Annotated in this window: 20 protein-coding genes; 12 read left to right on the forward strand and 8 right to left on the reverse strand. The window is 64.2% G+C overall.

The window, feature by feature from the left end; all coding sequences use genetic code 11:
- Positions 1 to 86: 86 nt before the first annotated feature.
- A complete protein-coding gene (locus HU751_RS21370) occupies positions 87 to 1,070 on the reverse strand; it encodes a TauD/TfdA family dioxygenase (protein WP_186732223.1) in 984 nt (327 codons plus the stop codon).
- Between the two features lie 237 nt (positions 1,071 to 1,307).
- Between HU751_RS21370 and HU751_RS21375 the strand changes: the two genes are divergently transcribed.
- From HU751_RS21375 to HU751_RS21415, 9 genes are all read left to right on the forward strand, one after another.
- Entirely contained in the window at positions 1,308 to 2,501 is a 1,194-nt protein-coding gene (locus tag HU751_RS21375; RefSeq protein WP_186732222.1) for a PepSY-associated TM helix domain-containing protein, read from the forward strand.
- 114 nt (positions 2,502 to 2,615) lie between these two features.
- Positions 2,616 to 3,818 carry a PepSY-associated TM helix domain-containing protein gene (locus tag HU751_RS21380; protein ID WP_186732221.1) on the forward strand — a complete coding sequence of 401 codons (1,203 nt, stop codon included), beginning with the start codon at positions 2,616 to 2,618 and terminating at the stop codon, positions 3,816 to 3,818.
- Positions 3,815 to 4,351 (forward strand): PA2404 family protein, encoded by a 537-nt coding sequence (locus HU751_RS21385; protein ID WP_186732220.1) that lies wholly within the window; start codon positions 3,815 to 3,817, stop codon positions 4,349 to 4,351. The genes HU751_RS21380 and HU751_RS21385 overlap by 4 nt, the downstream gene beginning before the upstream one ends.
- Positions 4,348 to 4,665 (forward strand): hypothetical protein, encoded by a 318-nt coding sequence (locus HU751_RS21390; protein ID WP_050706534.1) that lies wholly within the window; start codon positions 4,348 to 4,350, stop codon positions 4,663 to 4,665. Before HU751_RS21385 ends, HU751_RS21390 begins: the two co-directional genes overlap by 4 nt.
- Positions 4,662 to 5,231, forward strand: a complete 570-nt coding sequence (locus tag HU751_RS21395) for a DUF6162 family protein (RefSeq protein ID WP_186732219.1) — start codon at positions 4,662 to 4,664, stop codon at positions 5,229 to 5,231. Before HU751_RS21390 ends, HU751_RS21395 begins: the two co-directional genes overlap by 4 nt.
- Before the next feature lie 10 nt (positions 5,232 to 5,241).
- The gene (locus HU751_RS21400; RefSeq protein WP_186732218.1) at positions 5,242 to 6,153 is read left to right on the forward strand and encodes a metal ABC transporter substrate-binding protein; all 912 of its coding nucleotides are present in this window, start codon (positions 5,242 to 5,244) and stop codon (positions 6,151 to 6,153) included.
- Positions 6,150 to 6,896, forward strand: coding sequence for a metal ABC transporter ATP-binding protein (locus HU751_RS21405; RefSeq protein ID WP_050706537.1), 747 nt, complete (start codon positions 6,150 to 6,152; stop codon positions 6,894 to 6,896). Before HU751_RS21400 ends, HU751_RS21405 begins: the two co-directional genes overlap by 4 nt.
- A complete protein-coding gene (locus HU751_RS21410) occupies positions 6,896 to 7,795 on the forward strand; it encodes a metal ABC transporter permease (RefSeq protein WP_050706538.1) in 900 nt (299 codons plus the stop codon). The genes HU751_RS21405 and HU751_RS21410 overlap by 1 nt, the downstream gene beginning before the upstream one ends.
- The gene (locus tag HU751_RS21415) at positions 7,792 to 8,661 is read left to right on the forward strand and encodes a metal ABC transporter solute-binding protein, Zn/Mn family (RefSeq protein ID WP_186732217.1); all 870 of its coding nucleotides are present in this window, start codon (positions 7,792 to 7,794) and stop codon (positions 8,659 to 8,661) included. The genes HU751_RS21410 and HU751_RS21415 overlap by 4 nt, the downstream gene beginning before the upstream one ends.
- Before the next feature lie 105 nt (positions 8,662 to 8,766).
- Here the strand turns inward: HU751_RS21415 and HU751_RS21420 are convergent, their stop codons facing one another.
- The 5 genes from HU751_RS21420 to HU751_RS21440 form a co-directional block, all read right to left on the reverse strand.
- Positions 8,767 to 9,849: a DUF1615 domain-containing protein gene (locus HU751_RS21420; RefSeq protein WP_302469095.1), complete on the reverse strand. Its 1,083-nt coding sequence runs from the start codon at positions 9,847 to 9,849 to the stop codon at positions 8,767 to 8,769.
- The gene (locus HU751_RS21425) at positions 9,846 to 10,397 is read right to left on the reverse strand and encodes an isochorismatase family protein (protein ID WP_186732216.1); all 552 of its coding nucleotides are present in this window, start codon (positions 10,395 to 10,397) and stop codon (positions 9,846 to 9,848) included. Before HU751_RS21425 ends, HU751_RS21420 begins: the two co-directional genes overlap by 4 nt.
- A gap of 888 nt (positions 10,398 to 11,285) precedes the next feature.
- Positions 11,286 to 12,649, reverse strand: a protein-coding gene (locus tag HU751_RS21430; protein ID WP_437181031.1) for an IS3 family transposase whose coding sequence is annotated in 2 segments (ribosomal slippage) — positions 11,286 to 12,134 and positions 12,137 to 12,649 — 1,362 coding nt in all. Because the reading frame shifts where the segments join, the coding sequence is not laid out codon by codon here.
- 190 nt (positions 12,650 to 12,839) lie between these two features.
- Positions 12,840 to 13,310, reverse strand: coding sequence for an OsmC family protein (locus HU751_RS21435; RefSeq protein WP_186733215.1), 471 nt, complete (start codon positions 13,308 to 13,310; stop codon positions 12,840 to 12,842).
- Between the two features lie 32 nt (positions 13,311 to 13,342).
- Entirely contained in the window at positions 13,343 to 14,095 is a 753-nt protein-coding gene (locus HU751_RS21440; protein WP_186733214.1) for a methyltransferase domain-containing protein, read from the reverse strand.
- A gap of 97 nt (positions 14,096 to 14,192) precedes the next feature.
- On the opposite strand from HU751_RS21440, the gene HU751_RS21445 reads away from it, so the two are divergent.
- From HU751_RS21445 to HU751_RS21455, 3 genes are all read left to right on the forward strand, one after another.
- Positions 14,193 to 14,861: a class I SAM-dependent methyltransferase gene (locus tag HU751_RS21445; protein ID WP_186733213.1), complete on the forward strand. Its 669-nt coding sequence runs from the start codon at positions 14,193 to 14,195 to the stop codon at positions 14,859 to 14,861.
- A 303-nt stretch (positions 14,862 to 15,164) separates the two neighbouring features.
- A complete protein-coding gene (locus HU751_RS21450; protein ID WP_186733212.1) occupies positions 15,165 to 16,469 on the forward strand; it encodes an MFS transporter in 1,305 nt (434 codons plus the stop codon).
- A 93-nt stretch (positions 16,470 to 16,562) separates the two neighbouring features.
- The gene (locus HU751_RS21455) at positions 16,563 to 16,874 is read left to right on the forward strand and encodes a hypothetical protein (RefSeq protein ID WP_186733211.1); all 312 of its coding nucleotides are present in this window, start codon (positions 16,563 to 16,565) and stop codon (positions 16,872 to 16,874) included.
- 101 nt (positions 16,875 to 16,975) lie between these two features.
- Here the strand turns inward: HU751_RS21455 and HU751_RS21460 are convergent, their stop codons facing one another.
- A complete protein-coding gene (locus HU751_RS21460) occupies positions 16,976 to 17,866 on the reverse strand; it encodes an RHS repeat-associated core domain-containing protein (protein ID WP_186733210.1) in 891 nt (296 codons plus the stop codon).
- Between the two features lie 163 nt (positions 17,867 to 18,029).
- Positions 18,030 to 18,962, reverse strand: a complete 933-nt coding sequence (locus tag HU751_RS21465; protein WP_186733209.1) for a LysR family transcriptional regulator — start codon at positions 18,960 to 18,962, stop codon at positions 18,030 to 18,032.
- Positions 18,963 to 19,065: the final 103 nt, after the last annotated feature.

Raw genomic sequence — 19,065 nt, forward strand, 5'->3', positions numbered from 1 at the left:
AGCGATGGGGGGCGCTGTGCGCCCCTTTCGCGGCACAAGGCCGCTCCTACAGGAGGTCGCGCCGGCCTGCAGGAACGATCGGCAGGTCAGGCCTGGTCCAGCGAGTGCCCCTCGGCCATTGCCACGATCACCTTGCGCGGGCCTTCGAACGGCGCACGGGCATGGGCGGCGAGCATATTGTCGAGCATCATCACGTCGCCCTCCTGCCAGGGGAAGCTGATCTTGCAGTCTTCCAGCACCTGGCGGATCTCGTCGAGGACCTCGTCCTCGATGGGTGAACCGTCGCCGTAGTAGACGTTACGCGGCAGGTCTTCCTCGTCGACGATATCCAGCAGACTTTCCCGCACCTCGGGCGGCAGGTTGGAAATATGGAACAGGTGCGCCTGGTTGAACCAGACCATGTCGCCGGTCACAGGGTGCCGGGCCACCGCCTGGCACACCTGGCGGGTACGCAGCTCGCCGTCATCTTTCCATTCGCAGGTGATGCCGTGATCCTTGCAGTAGGCTTCGACTTCCTGCGGGTCATCGGTATTGAATACATCCTCCCACGACACATCCAGCCCGTTGCCGAAGTTGCGCACGTACATCAGACCCTTGCTGACGAAACGCTCGCGGACGTGCGCCGGCACGCGGCGATAGACCTCGCGGCTGTCGGCGATCGGCGTCTCGCCACCACTGCGCGCGGCGATCATGCTGTAGAACCAGATCTTCATCGGCCAGTCGCGGGAGTAGGCCTGCTCGTTGTGCAGCGGAATATGCTGGTGCGCCGGGTACTCGGTGGAGGTGTAGACCCCCTGGGTAACATTGGTGCGCGGCGTCGAGCCGAACTCGTAGTTGAGCAGCGGGTGACCGAAGCTGGCGGCGAACTGGCGGAACTGCTCGGCGCCCTCCAGGCGGAACCCGCGGAACAGGATGCCGCCGTCGCGCGGCAGGTGTTCATCCACCAGCGCCTTGAGCTCGTCGAACACCTCCAACAGGCTGGTGTCGTCGTCACCCGCCTCCACCAGCAACGGCAAACGTCCCTGCTCCGGCAACAGCGGACGCACTGTAAATCCCACAGCAACACCCATGACGGGCCTCCTGTACACATTCGATAAAGGGACCGGCGACCCATGGGCACGCTCGTGTCCGGTGATAGGAGGACGTTTCGAGGGGCAGGCAAATTAGTCGACCGCTCCCACAACCCGCAGGACGCCTTGGAAACACTTGCTTGCAAATGATCCATCAGGTTTTGCCCTGCTCATGCGTCTCTTTCTGATACGGCCGGGCTTTTGCCCCTGAACTTCGCCATTGACACTGCGTACCCCATGTCGAAAAAGTCCCGCTCGAAAATCTGGTTCCTCGTGCACAGCTGGCTGGCCCTGCCCATCTGGTTCTTCGTGCTGATCGTCTGCGTCACCGGCACCCTGGCGGTGATCAGCCGTGAGATCGTCTGGCTGGCCAACCCGGAAACCCGCGCCAACCCGCCTTCGGACGAGGCCCGGCGGCTGAACTACGACGAGCTGCTGGTGGCCATGCAACGCGACCAGCCCGGCATCGCCGTGGCCAGCCTGATGACCTTGAGCGAATCGCACTTCGCCATGCTGTCGGACGTCACCTACCCCGACGGCCGCACCCTGAGGGTCTACGTCAACCCCTACACCGGGCACATCCAGGGCGTCCCGCCGCAGTTCAACTTCGAAGAGTTCACCCGCGCCCTGCACGGCTGGTGGCTGGTGCCCCACACCAACGGCTACAGCTGGGGCTGGTACCTGGTGTCGCTGCTCGGGCTGCCGATGCTTGCGTCACTGGTCACCGGCCTGGTGATCTACAAGCGCTTCTGGAAAGGTTTCTTCAAGCCGACCCTGCGCTTCAACCAGGGCGCGCGGATCTTCTGGGGCGATTTCCACCGCCTGAGCGGCATCTGGTCGATCTGGTTCATCGCGGTGATTTCCATCACCGGCACCTGGTTCCTGGTCAAGGCGCTGCTCGCCGACAACCATATCGCCATCTCCAGCCAACCCATCATTCCGGTGGTAGCCCGCGAGACGGTGCCACTGACCGCCGACGGCACCCCCGCGCCGATGATCAGCCCGGACGAAGCGGTGAGGATCACCCAGCGCGAGATCCCCGGTTTCACCGTCGACTATGTCGGTTTTCCCAGCAATGCCTACGCCCACCTGAGCATCGGCGGCATGAGCTGGTATCCGCTGGTGTACCAGAAGGCCGAGATCAACCCCTATACCGGGGCGATGGAGGCCAGCCGCCTGCTCGGCGACCGCAAGGCCGTGGAGATCTTCACCGAATCCATGCGCCCGTTGCACACCGGCGAGTTCGCCGGCCTGACGAGCAAGCTGATCTGGTTCTTCTTCGGCCTGCTGCTGAGCATGATGGTGCTCAGCGGCCTGCTGATCTGGAGCAAGCGCACCGCCCTGGCCACCGCCAACGCGCTCAAGCGCAGCCAGAAGCAGGCGCGCACGGCCAAGGCAGCGGTTTCGACGGAGGTCACGTCCAGTTCTTGAAACATTTTCTTTCATTTGCTTTGGCAGCTTTCTGATTCTCATTCGTCCTTACTTATGCAGCCTTCCAGGTTGAGCACAGACTCGACCGTATTTTTATATGCAGAAGACCGAGCGATGGCCCGACAATCGAGAAAGAAATCCAATTCCAAGCTGTGGTTCCTGGTCCACAGCTGGCTTGCCCTGCCGATCTGGTTCTTCGTCCTGATCGTCTGCTTCACCGGCATGCTCGCGGTGGTCAGCCAGGAGATCGTCTGGCTGGCCAACGCCGACGTGCGCGCCAGCAAGCCCGACGACGACAGCCAGCGCCTGAGCTACCAGCAGGTGCTCGACGCCATGCACAAGGCCGAACCTGAGCTGGCGGTGCGTTTCTTCAGCCAGCCGGACGGTTCGCACTTCGCCCTGCAGGCCTCGGTGACCCGCGCCGATGGCACCAACGCGCTGCTCTACGTCAACCCCTACACCGGGGCCATCCAGGGCCAGCGCCCGGATTTCGACTTCGAGGCCTTCACCCGTGCCCTGCATGGCTGGTGGCTGGTGCCCTTCACCAACGGCTACAGTTGGGGCTGGTACCTGGTGTCGCTGCTCGGGCTGCCGATGCTCGCCTCGCTGGTCACGGGGCTGGTGGTGTACAAGAAGTTCTGGCGCGGTTTCTTCAAGCCGGTGCGTACCGGCCACGGCCCACGGATCTTCTGGGGCGACGTGCATCGGTTGGCCGGCGTGTGGTCGATCTGGTTCATCGCGGTGATCGCCATTACCGGCACCTGGTTCCTGATCCAGGCGATTCTCGCCGACAACCACGTGACGATCTCCAGCGAGCCGATCGTGCCAGTGATCGCCCGCGAACAGGTGCCACAGACCGCCGACGGCGGCCCCGCACCACGCATTGACCTGGACCAGGCGGCACGCATCGCCAGCCAGAAGATTCCCGGCCTGGACATCAGCTTCATCTCGCTGCCGGCCACCGCCTACAGCCACTACAGCATGGGCGGGCGTGGCTGGTACCCGCTGATGTTCCAGACCGCCGAGGTCAACCCCTACACGCGCAACGTCGACAGCCAGTTCCTGCTTGGCGACCGTTCGGCCCTCGAGTTCGTCACCGAATCCATGCGCCCGCTGCACACCGGTGATTTCGGTGGCCTGGCGATCAAGCTGATCTGGTTCTTCTTTGGCCTGGTGCTGACCCTGATGGTGTTCAGTGGCCTGCTGATCTGGACCAAGCGCACCACCCAGGCCACCCTCGCCGCCCTCAAGCGCGGCGAGCGTCCGGCACGCAAGCGCGCCGCGGCCAGCCCAACCACCCTGGAGGCCCAACCTTGAGCCAGACCGATACCCTGCCGCCCAGCGGCCTGAAGCAGCTGTGGCTGAAATGGCGCTTCCACCTGAACATCCTGTTGATCCTCGTGCCGCTGGGCTTCATGCCCAAGTACTTCGCCGACGCCAGCTTGTTCCGTGGCGACAGCGGCCTGGGCGCCAACATCGTCGAGAATATCCAGGTCGGGCGCTGGACCCTGGACCTGGCCGAATTGCGCGACGAGGCCCCGCGCGCCGAAGGCCCGGCCGGCTACTTCAAGGCCTTCAACGCCGCCTGCACAAGCTGCGACGAAGGCGTCAAGGCCACCTACCTGCGGGTGGGCAAGCCGCGCAGCCTGCGCGCCGCCGGCACGATCTTCTTCGGCGCGCCGGCGCGCATGGGCACCTCGCTGCCAATCCCGCCACGCACCCGGCCCGACGCCGACATCTGGATCACCATCGAAGGCTGGGACGGCAAGATGTACCAGGCCTCGGTGCCGCTGGCCAAGGCATCCCCCGCCACTGCGGCCTGGCTCGAGAAACAAGGAGGCAACAAATGAAACAGCTGATGCGCAGGCTCGCCCTGCCCCTCTTGGCCCTGGCCGCCACCCCGGCGCTGGCGCACAACCCGATGTGCGAGTGCACCGAGCACGGCGAGCAGATCACCTGCAAGGGCGGCTTCTCCGACGGCAGCGGCGCCCCCGGGGTGACCCTGGACGTGATCGGCTACGACGAGCAGGTGCTGGTGGCGAGCAAGCTCGGCGACGACTCGACCTTGACCTTCAAGCGCCCCGAGGGTGAGTTCTACGTGCTGTTCGATGCCGGCCCCGGCCACGTGGTGGAAGTGGACCACGCCGATATCGGTGCGCCATGAGCCGCGCCCAGGTGGTGCGCCCGGCCGGTGCCGGGCACGAGACCCTCTACGTGCTGCTGGCCGCGCTGCTGATCATGGTGCTGGCCGCCAGTGTGGTGGCCGTGCGCGGCGAGCGCGAGGATGAACAGGCCATCGCCGCCCACCAGCTCGACGCCCGCCGCGACCTCAATGCCGCCGAACAGGGCATCCACACCGACCTGTGGGTGGCCGTCGAGGAGATCCGTGCCCTGCGCGAGGACAACGGCGTCGCCCCGGACGCCCAGGTCTTGGCCGACGAGGGGCTGCCGCCGTTCGTCAGCGACGCCAGCAGCCAGAGCCGCGGCAGCCACCAGTGGTCGCTGCTGGCCAATGGCGCCTACCTGGGCCGCAGCCAGGACGCCCAACTGGCCGGCAGCTTCCTGGTGATCCTGCCCGCTGCCAACGATGCCCAGCCGGATGTCTGGCTGCGCCGCGACAGCACCGCCCTGCCCCCGGACGCGCTGGACAGCGATGCGCTGATCGCCTCCGGCTGGCAGCAGATCGTCACCCACTACGACGCCGGGGTCACCCGCCAACACCGTCACTAAGGACCTGCCCATGCTTCGCTTCGCCCGCCGCACCCTGGCGCTGCTCCTGGCCTGCGCCCTGCCCGCCGTGGCCCTCGCCGACAACGGCAAGCCGCTGCGCATCGGCATCACCCTGCACCCCTACTACAGCTACGTGAGCAACATCGTCGGCGACAAGGCCGAGGTGGTGCCGCTGATCCCGGCCGGCTTCAACCCCCACGCCTACGAGCCCCGCGCCGAGGACATCAAGCGCATCGGCAGTCTCGACGTGATCGTGCTCAACGGCGTCGGCCACGATGACTTCGCCGACCGCATGATCGCGGCCAGCGAGAAACCCGACATCAAGACCATCGAGTCCAACGCCAACGTGCCGCTGCTGGCGGCCACCGGCATTGCCGCCCGCGGCGCCGGCAAGGTGGTCAACCCGCACACCTTCCTGTCGATCAGCGCCACCATCGCCCAGGTCAACAACATCGCCCGCGAACTGGGCAAGCTCGACCCGGACAACGCCAAGCTCTACACGCAGAACGCCCGGGCCTACGCCAAGCGCCTGCGAGCCCTGCGCGCCGAGGCCCTGGCCAAGGTCACCCAGGCGCCTGACGCGACCTTCCCCGTCGCCACCATCCATGCCGCCTACGACTACCTGGTGCGCGACTTCGGCCTGGAGGTCACCGCCGTGGTGGAACCAGCCCACGGCATCGAACCGAGCCCGGCACAGTTGAAGAAGACCATCGACCAGCTCAAGGCCCTGGATGTGAAGGTGATCTTCTCGGAGATGGACTTCCCCTCGGCCTACGTCGACACCATCCACCGCGAGTCCGGCGTGCGCATCTACCCGCTCACGCACATCTCCTACGGCGAGTACACCAAGGAAAAGTACGAAGTGGAGATGAAGCGCAACCTCGACACGGTGGTCCAGGCCATCCAGGAGAACCGCACGTGACCGCCGCCGCCAACCTCACCAGCGCCTGCGGACCGCGCATCGAGTTCGACGGCATCGACCTCACCCTCGGCCGCACGCGCATTCTCGAGAACGTGCGCTTCAGCGTCGCCCCCGGCAGCGTGCACGCCATCGTCGGCCCCAACGGCGGCGGCAAGAGCTCGCTGATCAAGACCCTGCTCGGGCAGATGCCGCACCAGGGCCAGCTGACCCTGCACTGGCCCGGTGAGCGTGAAGTGATCGGCTACGTGCCACAGGCCCTGGAATTCGACCGCGGCCTGCCAATGACCGTGGACGACTTCATGGCCGCCATGTGCCAGCGCCGCCCGGCGTTCCTCGGCCTGTCCCGGCGCGTGCGCCCGGCGATCGACGCGGCGCTGGCGCGGGTGGGCATGCTCGACAAGCGCAAACGGCGCATGGGCGCGCTGTCCGGCGGCGAGCGCCAGCGCGTGCTGCTGGCTCAGGGGCTGATCCCCGAGCCACAGCTGCTGGTGCTGGACGAGCCGATGTCGGCCCTCGACGAGGCCGGCATCCAGGTGTTCGAGCAACTGCTGCACGGCTGGCGCCAGGCCGGCACCACCGTGCTGTGGATCGAGCACGACCTGGAAGCGGTGCTGCGCCTGGCCGACCGGGTCACCGGGCTGAGCCGCCAGGTGCTGTTCGACGCCCCGCCGGCCCAGGCCCTGACCCCCGAGCGCCTGCTCGGGCTGTTCTCCGTCCACCCGCGCAGCGAGAGCCTTGCCTGATGAGTTTCGAATCGTTCCGCCAGCTGGTCCAGGACTGGGCCACCGCTGGTTACCTGCCGGAGGCGCTGGCCTACGGCTTCGTGGTCAACGCCCTGCTGGCAGGCCTGATGATCGGCCCGGTGCTGGGCGGGCTGGGCACCCTGGTGGTGGTCAAGCGCTTCGCCTTCTTCTCCGAGGCGGTCGGCCATGCCGCACTGACCGGCGTGGCCATCGGCATCCTGCTCGGCGAGCCCTACACCGGCCCGTACGGCAGCCTGTTCGGCTACTGCCTGCTGTTCGGCATCCTGCTCAACTTCCTGCGCAACCGCACCGGATTGTCCCCGGATACCCTGATCGGCGTGTTCCTCTCGGTGTCGCTGGCCCTGGGCGCGAGCCTGTTGCTGATGCTGGCCGGCAAGATCAACGTGCACATCCTCGAGAACGTGCTGTTCGGTTCGGTGCTCACCGTCAGCGCCCACGACCTGCTGGTGCTGGCCATCGTCGCCGTGCTGGTGCTGGCCCTGGCCCTGCCGCTGTACAACCGCATCATGCTGGCCAGTTTCAACCCGCAGCTGGCGGCGGTACGCGGGGTGGCGGTGAAGACCCTGGACTACCTGTTCGTGGTGCTGGTGACCCTGGTCACCGTGGCCTCGGTCAAGGTGATCGGCGCGATCCTGGTCGGCGCCCTGCTGGTGATCCCGGCGGCGGCGGCGCGGCTGGTCAGCCAGTCGCTCAAGGGCTTCTTCTTCGTCTCGGTGATCATCGCCACCCTGAGCACCCTGCTCGGCATCCTGCTGCCGATCGTCTTCGACCTGCCGGTGCCCTCGGGCGCGGCGATCATCCTGGTCGCCGGTGTCTGCTTCGCCCTCGCCGCCCTGGCCCGCGCCCTCGTCCCCCGCCTGCAAGGAAACCCGGCATGACCCTGAAGAAACTCACCCTGGCCCTGGCCCTGAGCGGCCTGCCGCTGATGGCCGGCGCCACCCAGGTACTGACCACCCTGCCGGTGACCCACAGCCTGGCCAGCGCCTTGCTCGACGGCACCTCGGTGCAACTCCAGCGCGCCGCCCCGGCCAACCTGCCGGCCAGCCGCCAGCCCTCGTACTTCAGCGGTCGTGGCGGCGTCAGCCTGCAAAAAGCGGCATCGAAAGCCGACGCGGTGATCGGCGTGCGTTCGATCTGGCGCGACGACCCGCTCTACCCCATGGCCCGGCGCAGCAACATCCGCATCGTCGAGATCGACGCCGCGCGCCCGGTGGATGGCGCCCTGCCCGGTATCGCGGTCAAGGGTGACGAGGCCTTCGCCGCCTATCCCTGGCTGAACCCGACCAACCTGGGGCGCATGGCCGATGTAGTGGCCAACGATCTCGAACGCCTCTCGCCAGCCGACAAGGCGAAGATCCAGGGCAACCTGGCCGGCCTCAAGCGGCAGATGCTTGAGCTGACCGCCAGCAGCCAGACACGCCTGGCCGAAGTCGACAACCTGACCGTGGTCAGCCTGTCCGAGCGTCTGGGCTACTTGGCCAGCGGGTTGAACCTGGATGTGGTCGAGCAACAGCTGCCGGCCGACGACAAGTGGGACGAGGCGACGCTCATGGCACTGGGGGAGAACCTCAAGGCGCAGGATGTGGCGCTGGTGCTGCACCATCGCCAGCCGGACGCAAAGGTGGCCGAGGTGATTACCGCTTCCGGGGCGAAGTTGCTGGTGGTGGACGCCGATCCTGACGACACCGTGGCGGGGCTCAAGGCCAGTGTCGATCAGGTGGTCAAGGCCCTCGGCGACAGTTGAATGCCTTTGTAGGAGCGGGCGTGCCCCGCGATGGCGTCAGAGCAGGCGACGATGTTGGCTCGACTGGCGCCATCGCGGGACAAGCCCGCTCCTACAGGGACCATCTCAATGCTTCATGCACCGCTGATACCGCTCATCCACCCTGCCGGCAAACCACGCGGTGGTCAGCTTGCGGGTGATCTTCGGGCTCTTCAGCTCGATCCCCGGCAAAACCGCCCGTGGCAGCGCCTTGCCCGCCTTCGCTTCGGCCAGGGCGAACACCCCGCGATACAACGCGGTGTCCTCCAGTTCCAGGCCATTCTCCTTCTCCAGCTGAGCCCTGATCTGCGGATTGCGCAGCCCCAGCTTCGTCCCCAGCTTGCGCGCCGCCTGCTCGGTGGTGCCGGGCAGGATGGCGCCGGGGGCGATCAGGTCGCCATCGAGCGCCAGCGACACCCCGCTCGCCCGGCTCAATGCGGCCTGGAACGCCGCGTTGCGGCTGGCGTACCAACCCGCGTTGAAATCGGCGAAGCGGTATAGCTGGCGCTCGTAGTGGGTGGGGTAGCCGAGCAGGTGGGCGATGCCAAAGTACATCCCGCCGCGGCGGCTGAACACCTCCTGGCGGATGCTGCCCGGATGGTCGTAGGGATAGCCCTTGGCGTGCCGCTCGGCGAAGTCCACGCTGACCTGCATCGGCCCGCCGGTGCGCACCGGGTTCAACCCGCCCAGCAGCGAGCGTCCCAACGGCAGGCCGCCGATCACCTCGTCGTACAGGGCGCTGAGCTGTTTTTCGCTGCGCACGGCGAGCAGCCGTTGCTGGTAGGTCTTGCCGTTGGCCGAGGGCGTGTCCAGCGCGCCATCGACCAGCAGCCTGGGCACATGCAGGCGCGACGCCCGGCGGTCGATCTCCTCCCGGGCGATGCGTCCCAGGTTCGGCACCTGCGGGTCGGCGTTGAAGGTGGACTCCTGCTCGGTCACCGCCAGCACCGCGCACAGGTTGCTCTTGCTCGGGCTGATGCCCTGGGCCTGGAACGCCACCTGGATATCCTCGGCCCAGCCCTGGCGGTCCTTGACCTGGGCTGGGAGCAGGCGCACGAGCTGGGCGCGGACCTTGGCCGGGTCGGATTCGGCGGCTTCCTCACGTCGCCCGGCGCAACCCTGGAGCAGGCCCAGGGCCAGCAGCGCGGTGGTCAGCAGGCGGGCGTTCAGGGCTGTTCACCGACCAGGTAGGTCTTGCTGATCTGGCGGAACAGCGGGTGGCTGGAGCTGCCCAGCAACTCGAACAGTACCATCTCACGAGTGACCACCTGCGCCCCGGCATCGCGCATGCGCGTCAGGCCCGCTGCCTTGCTCTGTGGGGTGCGGCTGTCGCAGGCGTCCTCGACCACGAACACCTGCTTGCCCAGGGCGCGCAGGCCGAGCACGGTCTGCAGCACGCAGACGTGGGTCTCCATACCGCAGACGATTACCTGTTCGCGGTCGAGCAGGCTGGGGGGCAGGCATTCGGCGGCGACGCAGGAGAAGTGCAGTTTCTCGACGATTTCGGCGGCCGGTGCCGCGGCCCTGAGGGCGGCCAGGGTGTGGCCCAGGCCCTTGGGGTATTGCTCGGAGATTACCGTTGGGAGTTTTAGCTCGGCGGTTGCCGCGAGCAACCAGCGGGCGCGGGCCGCGGTGCCTTCGGGGTCGCTCATGGCGCCGATGAGTTTTTCCTGGATGTCGATGACCAGCAGCGTGGCCTTGCGGGGATCGATCAGCATTGGTGGTCTCATGGTTTGGGGGAAGGGGTAGCCTTACCCAGGCGGGGGGTGGCGTCAATCGGGGCTGCCGGTTTTGCAGGTGGATTATGCGTTGGGCGTGTAGCTGAGGCCGGTTGTTTTGATAGTTGTATGTGCATTCATTTGCGATGTCGACGCATAGTCACCTTTTCGCCCTTACGGCGAGTTCCTTTTTGAAGGATCAAAAAGGAACCAAAAAATCCTCGCTCCGTTCATCCGGCCCCTGCGCTTCGCTCCGGGGTCCCCTCGCTCCGTTCTTGCTCCCGGGAGGACCGCGCTGAACGCCCCATCCTGGGGCGCAGCGCTTGACGGCCATCCATGGCCGTCACCTCCCTCCGCAAGAACTCCGCTCGGCCTCCTGAAGTCGCAATTGGCGGCGCCTGGACTATCGCGCGTTTAGAAGCAAGAGCAAGAGCAAGAGCAAGAGCAAGAAATGTGAAATTACTTATTTTACAGTTAATTATGTATTGGCTGTTCCGGCCCTTTCGCTGGGCAAGCCCGCTCCTACAGGATTATATATAACGGCGACTATCGCGTGGGAGCGGGCTTGCCCCGCGATACGGTCGAGAGATCAACTAAGCTTTCAACTAGCGACAGCTGCGCCAGTCTAGGCGCCGCCCGTAACTTCGCGACTTCAGGAGGCCGAACGGAGGTCTTGCGGAGGGAGGTGACGGGCATGGATGCCCGTCAAGCGCTGGGGCCCAGGATGGGCCCTGCAGCGCGGTCCTCCCGGGAGCAAGGCCGGAGTGAGGGAACCCCGGAGCGAAGCGTAGGGGCCGGATGAATGGAGCGAGGATTTTTTGGTGACTTTTTGATCCTTCAAAAAGTTACCCGCCGTTGAACTGACCCCCGAAAGTTGGACAGGGTACGCTATGGGTTCAGCGCTTGGGTCCGAAATTGTACCGGACTCAAGCCATTTAGTCTGAGACTGATGCGTTCTTGGTTGTAGTAAGCGATGTAATCCTCTAGCCCTGATGCCAGTTGTTCAACACTCTCAAACGATTCCAGATAAAAGAACTCGCTCTTGAGCGTGCCAAAAAAGCTTTCCATCGCGGCGTTGTCCAGGCAGTTTCCCTTTCGCGACATGCTCTGCTCGATATTCTTCCCGGCCAACATGTGCCGGTAAGCTGGCTGCTGATACTGCCAGCCTTGATCGGAGTGCAATATTGGTTTGTCATCTTGATTCAGCCGCTCGAAAGCTTGCTCCAGCATTGTCGAAACCATCCTGAACTCAGGGCGTCGGTTGATCTGATAAGCGAGGATCTCGCCGTTGTACAGGTCCATCACCGGCGAAAGAAATAGCTTCTGGCCCTTTACCTTGAACTCTGTCACGTCGGTTACCCATTTTTGATTAGGGGCCTGCGCCTTGAATTCACGCTTGAGCAAATCAGATGCAACAAGCCCCTCGGAGCCTCGATACGAGCGATATTTCTTCACTTTGACTAGCGATTTGAGGCCCATCAACTGCATCAGCCGCTGCACCTTCTTGTGATTGATCACCTCGGCATTGTGCCCAAGAACCGCAGTGATACGGCGGTAGCCATACCGCCCCTTATGCTGGTGATAGACCCTGTCGATGCGTTCCTTGAGGGCAGCATGCCTGTCGGTCTGCAACACTTTGCTTTGGTAGTAAAAGGTACTGCGTGCCAGGCCTGCAGCGCGCAACAGCAGAGCGAGTCGATGCTCACGCCTTAATCCTTGGACAGCTTGCGTTTTCTTGCCTGCGCAGTGCGTGGGTCCGCTTGGATCAAGGCATCGAGCTTTTTTAGATAGGCATTCTCCGCGCGCAGATATTCCAGCTCTTCGAGCATTTGCTCAGGCGTGAGCTCACGATCCGAAGGTGCAGAAGGTCCTGCGCTGGATTGCTTTGATGGCTTGCGGGGCATGTTTAACTCTCGGGCACGGTTCGGATGAAGGGCTTCTATTCCGCCTTCATCGTACAGCCTTTTCCATTGCCTGATGCTGCTCGGCCCACGGATATCAAACCTTACGCATGCTTGCTGAGCAGACAGCCCGTCTTGCTCGATGCATTGCAAAACCTTTAATTTGAACTGAGCATCGTAGTGACTGTACTTGGGAATCAAACCGGCTGCGCCGTGTTTCTCATAGCCCTTTACCCAGCGGCGCAGCAGCGAAGGGCTCAGCTCATGCTTCAGTGCCACTTCATGAACACTGCGGGCAGAAAGGCACTCTTCGATGAGTGCCTGCTTGAGCGCCAGGTTGTATTTCGTCATGGAACACCCTCCAAGGGATAAGGTGTCCAACTTTCGGGGGTCAGTTCACGTAAGGGCGGAAAGGTGAATAAGCGTCGACATCGCAAATGAATGCGCATACATCTATCAAAACAATCAACAATCAACAATCAACAATCAACAATCAACAATCAACAATCAACGCCAACACATAAACCACACCAACAAAACCTCACCCAGAAACCACCGGCTCACACCGCACTTCAGTCTTCACCGAATTAGCAATAAAACACTCTTCATGCGCCAGATGATGCAACCGCTCCAGTTGCTCAAAACTAGGCCGCCGCTCCCCGGAAAATTCAACCAAAGGCCGCAAGGTCACCACGGTCATGGCCATCCGCCCAGCCCCATCAAGCGCCATTTCCCCCAGGGCATCATCAACATACCGCTCGACACAAAACCGCTGCTTGGCCGCCAGGGAAAGGAACCACAGCATATGGCAACTCGACAACGCCGCGACAAACGCCTCCTCCGGGTCCACCGCCGAGGCATCCGACATCGGCAAAGGCACCACATGGGGCGAGGACGAGCCCGGCACCTCCACCCCACCATCAAAACGCCACAAATGCCGCCTGCTGTAGCGGTTACCGAGAAAATCCTGCCCGTCACGATTCCAGGTCACTTGTGCGGTGTACTGCGCCATCCGATACCTCCTTGATCAAAAAAACACGTTGTTCAGCGCTTGCGCGCACAGATGCCAAAGGCCATGTCGCCTATGTAGATGCCCCGCGACTGAAGCCGCTCGGCCTCCAGCCGCGCGTGCAGCGTATCGATCCCGACCTGCCTGGCCGTAGCCACGCCATGGCCGATGATCCGCGGCAGGCAGGCGCGAATGATATCGGCCAGGGGATAGGCGCTGTCGGGCGTCTGCACCAGGCCTTCGGCCCGCAGGTCCTCGACCGCCAGTCCCGCCTCGCTGAACAGCCGATGCAGGTTGAAACCGATGTGCAGGTCGGCCCCCTCATGGGCCAGCATGCGTTGCAGCCACTGCTGGGCCTTGCGATGCAGCGGGAAGGGTTCCAGGCTGGCCGGGGTGAGACTGCCGTCGTGCTCCTGGAACACCATCAGTCCACCGGGCAGCAGGTGCCGGGCCAACAGGCGCAGGGCCTTGACCGGCTCCGCCTGGTACATCAGCACCCGACGCCCGACGATGGCGTCGAACAACCCCAGGGACTCGGGCAGTGCCTGCAGGTCAGCCTGGACGAACTCAGGTATCGCCGCGCCCTTGGGTGTCTCACGCTTACGTGCAAGCTCCAGGGCATCAGCCGCCTGGTCAACGCCTACCACCGCGCCATCGCCATCCACCAGCCGGGCCAGCAGCCAGCTCACATCGCCGCTGCCGCATCCAACGTCGAGCACGCGCATGCCAGGGCCGATACCGGCATCGACCAGCAGGCGCGTGGTGAAATCCGCTTTCGCAAGTGCCATGCCATGCTCCTTCGCAGGTGCGCCAGTGTGCAGAGCAAAGGGCCCCGGACACAAGACTGACCTATGCTGGAACCACCCGCCCTTATCGGACCCAAGCATGCCCACCACCGATCCCCTGCTGGACAGCTGGCAGCACAACGCCCAGGCCTGGATCGAAGCCGTACGCTCCGGAGCAATCGCCTCCCGACGCGAGGTCACCGACCAGGCGATACTGTTGGCCGTACTGGGCCGTCAGCCTGCGCGGGTGCTTGACCTGGGCTGCGGCGAGGGTTGGTTGCTGCGGGCCCTGGCGGCACGGGGCATCGACGCGGTCGGCGTGGATGGCGATGCGACGCTGATCGCCGCCGCGCACTCGGCAGGCTCATCGCAGGTACACCTGGCCAGCTACCAGCAACTGGCCGAAGGCGCGGTGGACATCGGCCAGAACTATGACCTGGTGTGCGCCAACTTCGCCCTGTTGCAACAGGACATCATCCCCCTGCTATGCGCCATGCGGACCTCGCTGCTGCCCGGCGGCACGCTGCTGATCCAGACCCTGCACCCCTGGACGGCGGCGGCCGGCCACTACCAGGATGGCTGGCGCGAGGAATCATTTGCCGGTTTCGCCGGTGACTGGCGCCCCATGCCCTGGTACTTCCGCACCCTGGGCAGTTGGCTGAAGGCGCTGGAACTGGCCGGGTTCAGCCTGCTGGAATTGCAGGAACCGCAACATCCGCAGAGCCAGGTGCCACAATCCCTGCTGCTGGCGGCGCACAAGGCGGGCTGACGCCCCTGCGGCCACTCGTCGCAGCCTTTTCCTACTTGGCAAATCCTGCACAGGCCTTAAAATCCCGCCTCCTTTTCGCCCGTCGCCCCAGCCGGTGGCAACCGCCCGCAAAGACAGCGTCCGTGCCTCATCACATCGCGCATGTGCCACAGGCTCAACCGCCCCCGCCCGACCTGCCTCTATCAGGTCTGCGGTTGAGTCTTGCCAAGGTCGCAGCCCGCCCAGGCCGCACTGCACGCCGCCACGACCCGGCCCGTGCAGCCGAAAAGGCGCATCTGAGCTCTTTTCAACCTTGAGGTAACTATGTCTGTGCGTTTGCTGGCGATGGCGCTGGCACCCCTGCTCGGCCTGTTCATCATTGCCCTGGGCAATGGCGTGCTGTCTTCCCTGACCACCCTGCGCCTGGGCGCCGCCGGCGAATCGGCGACCACTATCGGCGTGGTGTCCTCGGCCTACTTCATCGGCCTGACCCTGGGGGCGATCTTCAATGACCGCCTGATCCTGCGCATTGGCCATATCCGCGCCTACAGCAGCTTCGCCGCGCTGATCGGCGCGACCATCCTGCTGCAGGGCCTGTTCTACGACACCACCTGGTGGTTCGTGCTGCGGCTGATCAACGGCTGGGCCGCGGTCGGGGTGTTCCTGGTGATCGAAAGCTGGCTGCTGCTGGCCGGTGACGCCAAGATCCGCGGGCGCCTGCTGGCGCTGTACATGATCGCCTTCTACGGCGCCGGGGTGATCGCCCAGGCCGGCCTGGGCGAGGTTACCGGCTGGGGCGAGACCGCGCCGTTCATGGTCGCCGGCATGCTCGCCACGCTGTCGGTGCTGCCGATCGTGATCCTGCCGCGGGTATCGCCGCTGCTGGACCAGGTCGAGCCGCTCAAGCCGCGGCAACTGCTGGGCGTGGCGCCGACCGGGCTGGTCGGCTGCTTCGGCTCGGGGGTCGCCATCGCTGGCATCTACGCCCTGCTGCCGCTGTACCTGCAGCGCATCGGCCTGGATGTGGGCAAGGTCGGCGACATGATGGCCTGGGTCATTCTCGGCGCCATGCTGCTGCAGTACCCGGTCGGGCGCTGGTCGGACCGCAAGGACCGCCAGGACGTGCTGATCGCCCTGGCCGCCCTGTGCACCGTGCTGTCGGTGCTGATCGTGCTGCTGCCGGTCGACACCGTACTGCTGCCGGCGCTGCTGTTCCTGCTCGGTGGCGGCGTGTTCGCGCTGTATCCGGTGGCCGTCAGCAGCGCCGCCGACCGCGCCCCCGCCGATGCGCTGGTACCAATGATCCAGGGGCTGCTGCTGATCAACTCGCTGGGCTCGGCCATGGCGCCGCTGGCCATTTCGCCGATGATGACCGCTTACGGCGAGGCTGGGCTGTTCTGGGCCTTCGCGGTGATCAACCTGGTCATGGTCGGATTCTTCCTCTGGCGTCGTGGCAAGCGCCCGGCACCGGAGCACCCGGCGCCGTTCGCGCCGACCGCGACTTTCTCGCCGACCGGCGCGGAACTGCGGGTCACCGAGGACCTGATGCACGCGGCCCAGGAGCACCCGACGCTGGAAGCGATGGACACCACGCACGGCCAGCAGGCCCCGCGCACCGACGCCCACTGAAGGCCCGCGCCAAGGACCGCCCGTCGCTTGACGGGCACCTTGGCATCACCGTGGCGGCCCAACCATGACAGGTCATCCTACAGGAGATTCATCATGGTCTATCCACGCCCCCTCGCCTTGATGCTGGCCCTGCTGCTCGGTGGCGGCGCCACCCTCAGCCTTGCCGCGACCGACATGAATGGTGACGGCAGTCACACCAAACGCTCAACAGACCAGGGCAAGACCGCTGGTGACGGCGGCAGCGTCAACAACCCCGGTGGCAGCAAGGACAACGACAGCAGTGACACCGGCAGCGATTCCGATGCCGCCGACGGCGCTGCCGGAGGCTCCAACAGTACGGGTGAAGCCACAGGCTCCGGGGCCGGGGCGTCTGGCGGGAGTGCCGAGGATCAGGACAGCCGATGAGTCGCCTTCAGCGATCTCGTATGAGAGCGGAACTGTAAGGTTTATCGTGCCACCAGGTATTGCACGGGCTACGCAGGTATGAATGGGTGAAACTTCCCGCGTCAAAAAGACGCGCTACGTGGTCTGGTCTGATCCTGCTGCCTCACTGCATCTGCGGCAGCACTCACCATGCCATCAGCCACCCCTGCCATTGCGTTTTTGGATCTTTGTTTACGCAGGTATTTTGACGGATTATCTATTCGTTTCTGCAACTTGTCCGCCCGAATCACCAGGTTTTTCCTCTGGTTGTAGAACCTACGATCAATCATCACGGACATCACGGTGACAAAAATGGCACCCCCAAGAAGGTACACCCCCATGAACGGGTCACGCCCGGCATCCGAGGTATTGAGGTAAGCACCTGCGACCACGCCATAAGCAGCCGACAGCACACTGGTTCCAGCGCCGACCGCGTGTGCGGTTATTTCCTTTGCTGAGACGGGCTCATCCGCCAGAGATGCATGCCCCTGTTCAATCAAGGTCTGGCGTTTTTCTTCAACGGTGCTGGCGCTGAGTATCTGGTCGATATGATCTTTCGTCCTGGCCGCACCCGCCACCCCCACAGCCGCCATCACTACGGACGTAATACCGTCCACAGAACTCTCAGTAGAACCGGAAATACTGGAGGTTCCATTACGAATGGGCGCTCTACCTTGCAGATCCTGGAAGTTCATCGGATCTCCCTGGCAGTATGCATACGCATTGATCCCGCCTGCCCCAAAAGGGCTCAATAGGTCAGCTGAGTGAAAGCGCATCAACAAAGGATTGTAGGTTCGATGCCCATTTCCCAGAGGATAAGCCCCCGTCAGCAAGTCACATACCTGCCCGCAATAAGCCAGCCTCGTCGCGGACGACACCCTGATAGCCCCATAAGGGGTATAGGCCCGAGCCAGGCCGATACCACCCAGCTCGGATCGTTGGCCATCGGTAACAGCCAGGTGAGTGGCAATCATCGCAGTTCCTTTGGCAGTGAAACGCTCAATCCGACGCTATCACTGTCCTGCCGAAAATCGAACTGACAAAAATACCAGGTGCCCGTTCTACTGTTGAGGTCCACAAGAAGCCGACCTGACCGTTTGCTCCAGGCGCTACGAACGCAGTTGCGTCATAGGTAGCTTATCGCCAGTACCGACAGTCATCCGCCACCCGTTGATGCTCGGCAAACAGCAGCGGCAGTTGTTCCTTGAGAAAATCCAGCCAGGTGCGCACCTTGGCGTCCAGGTAATGCCGCGACGGGTAGATCGCGTAGATCTCCCGCTGGCGCAGCCGGTGCGGCGCCAGCAGCCGGCACAGGCGCCCTTCCTCCATGGCCTGGCTCGCCGAGTAGTACGGCAGCAATCCCACGCCCATGCCCAGTTCGGTAGCCTTGAGCATGGCGTCGGCGACGTTGGTGAGGAAGGTGTCCTGGGGCACGATCACACAGCTGTCGGGCTGGCCCTCGAACGACCAGTCCTCCTCGAACAGCGGGTCGACCGTGCGCAGGCAGATGTGCTGGTGCAAATCCTCAGGTCGCTCGGGCACGCCGTGGCGGGCCAGGTACTCCGGGGAGGCACAGAGGATGCTGTGGATGCTGCCCAGCGGGATGGCGATCAGTTGCGAGTCCGGCAGCCCCTGGCCGATGGTGATCACCACATCGTGCCCCTCGGCCAGCGGGTCGGGGTTGCGCTGCGACAGGGTCAGTTCCATCACCACTTCCGGGCAGGTGGCGTTGTAGCGGGCCACCAGCGGCATCATCAGCAATCCCAGGCCATGGGTGCAATGAAAACGCAGGTGGCCGCGGGGCGTGAGATGGGCGCCACGGGCCTCGTCCACCGCCTCCTCGGTAAGCAGCATGATCTGCCGGGTGCGCTCTAGAAACCGCTCCCCCGCCTCGCTCATGCGCAGGCGCCGGGTGGTGCGGTGCAGCAGGCGGGTCTGCAGCTGGTTCTCCAGCTCCGCGACGATCCGCGACACCTGCGCCGCAGAGATGTCCAGGGCCTGGGCCGCCGCGGCGAAGCTGCCGCACTCCACTACTCGGGCGAAGGTTCGCATCGCATGCAGCATGTCCATGGGCAGGCAGCCTCATTCATACATGAAAGGCAGCAATCTATCACGGGATAGCCCATTTATTGTGAAACACAAATGAATGGATCATTAGCTATCCGCAATGAAT

Origin of the sequence: Pseudomonas peradeniyensis (genome assembly GCF_014268935.2) — a bacterium.
In the GTDB taxonomy this organism is placed as follows: domain Bacteria; phylum Pseudomonadota; class Gammaproteobacteria; order Pseudomonadales; family Pseudomonadaceae; genus Aquipseudomonas; species Aquipseudomonas peradeniyensis.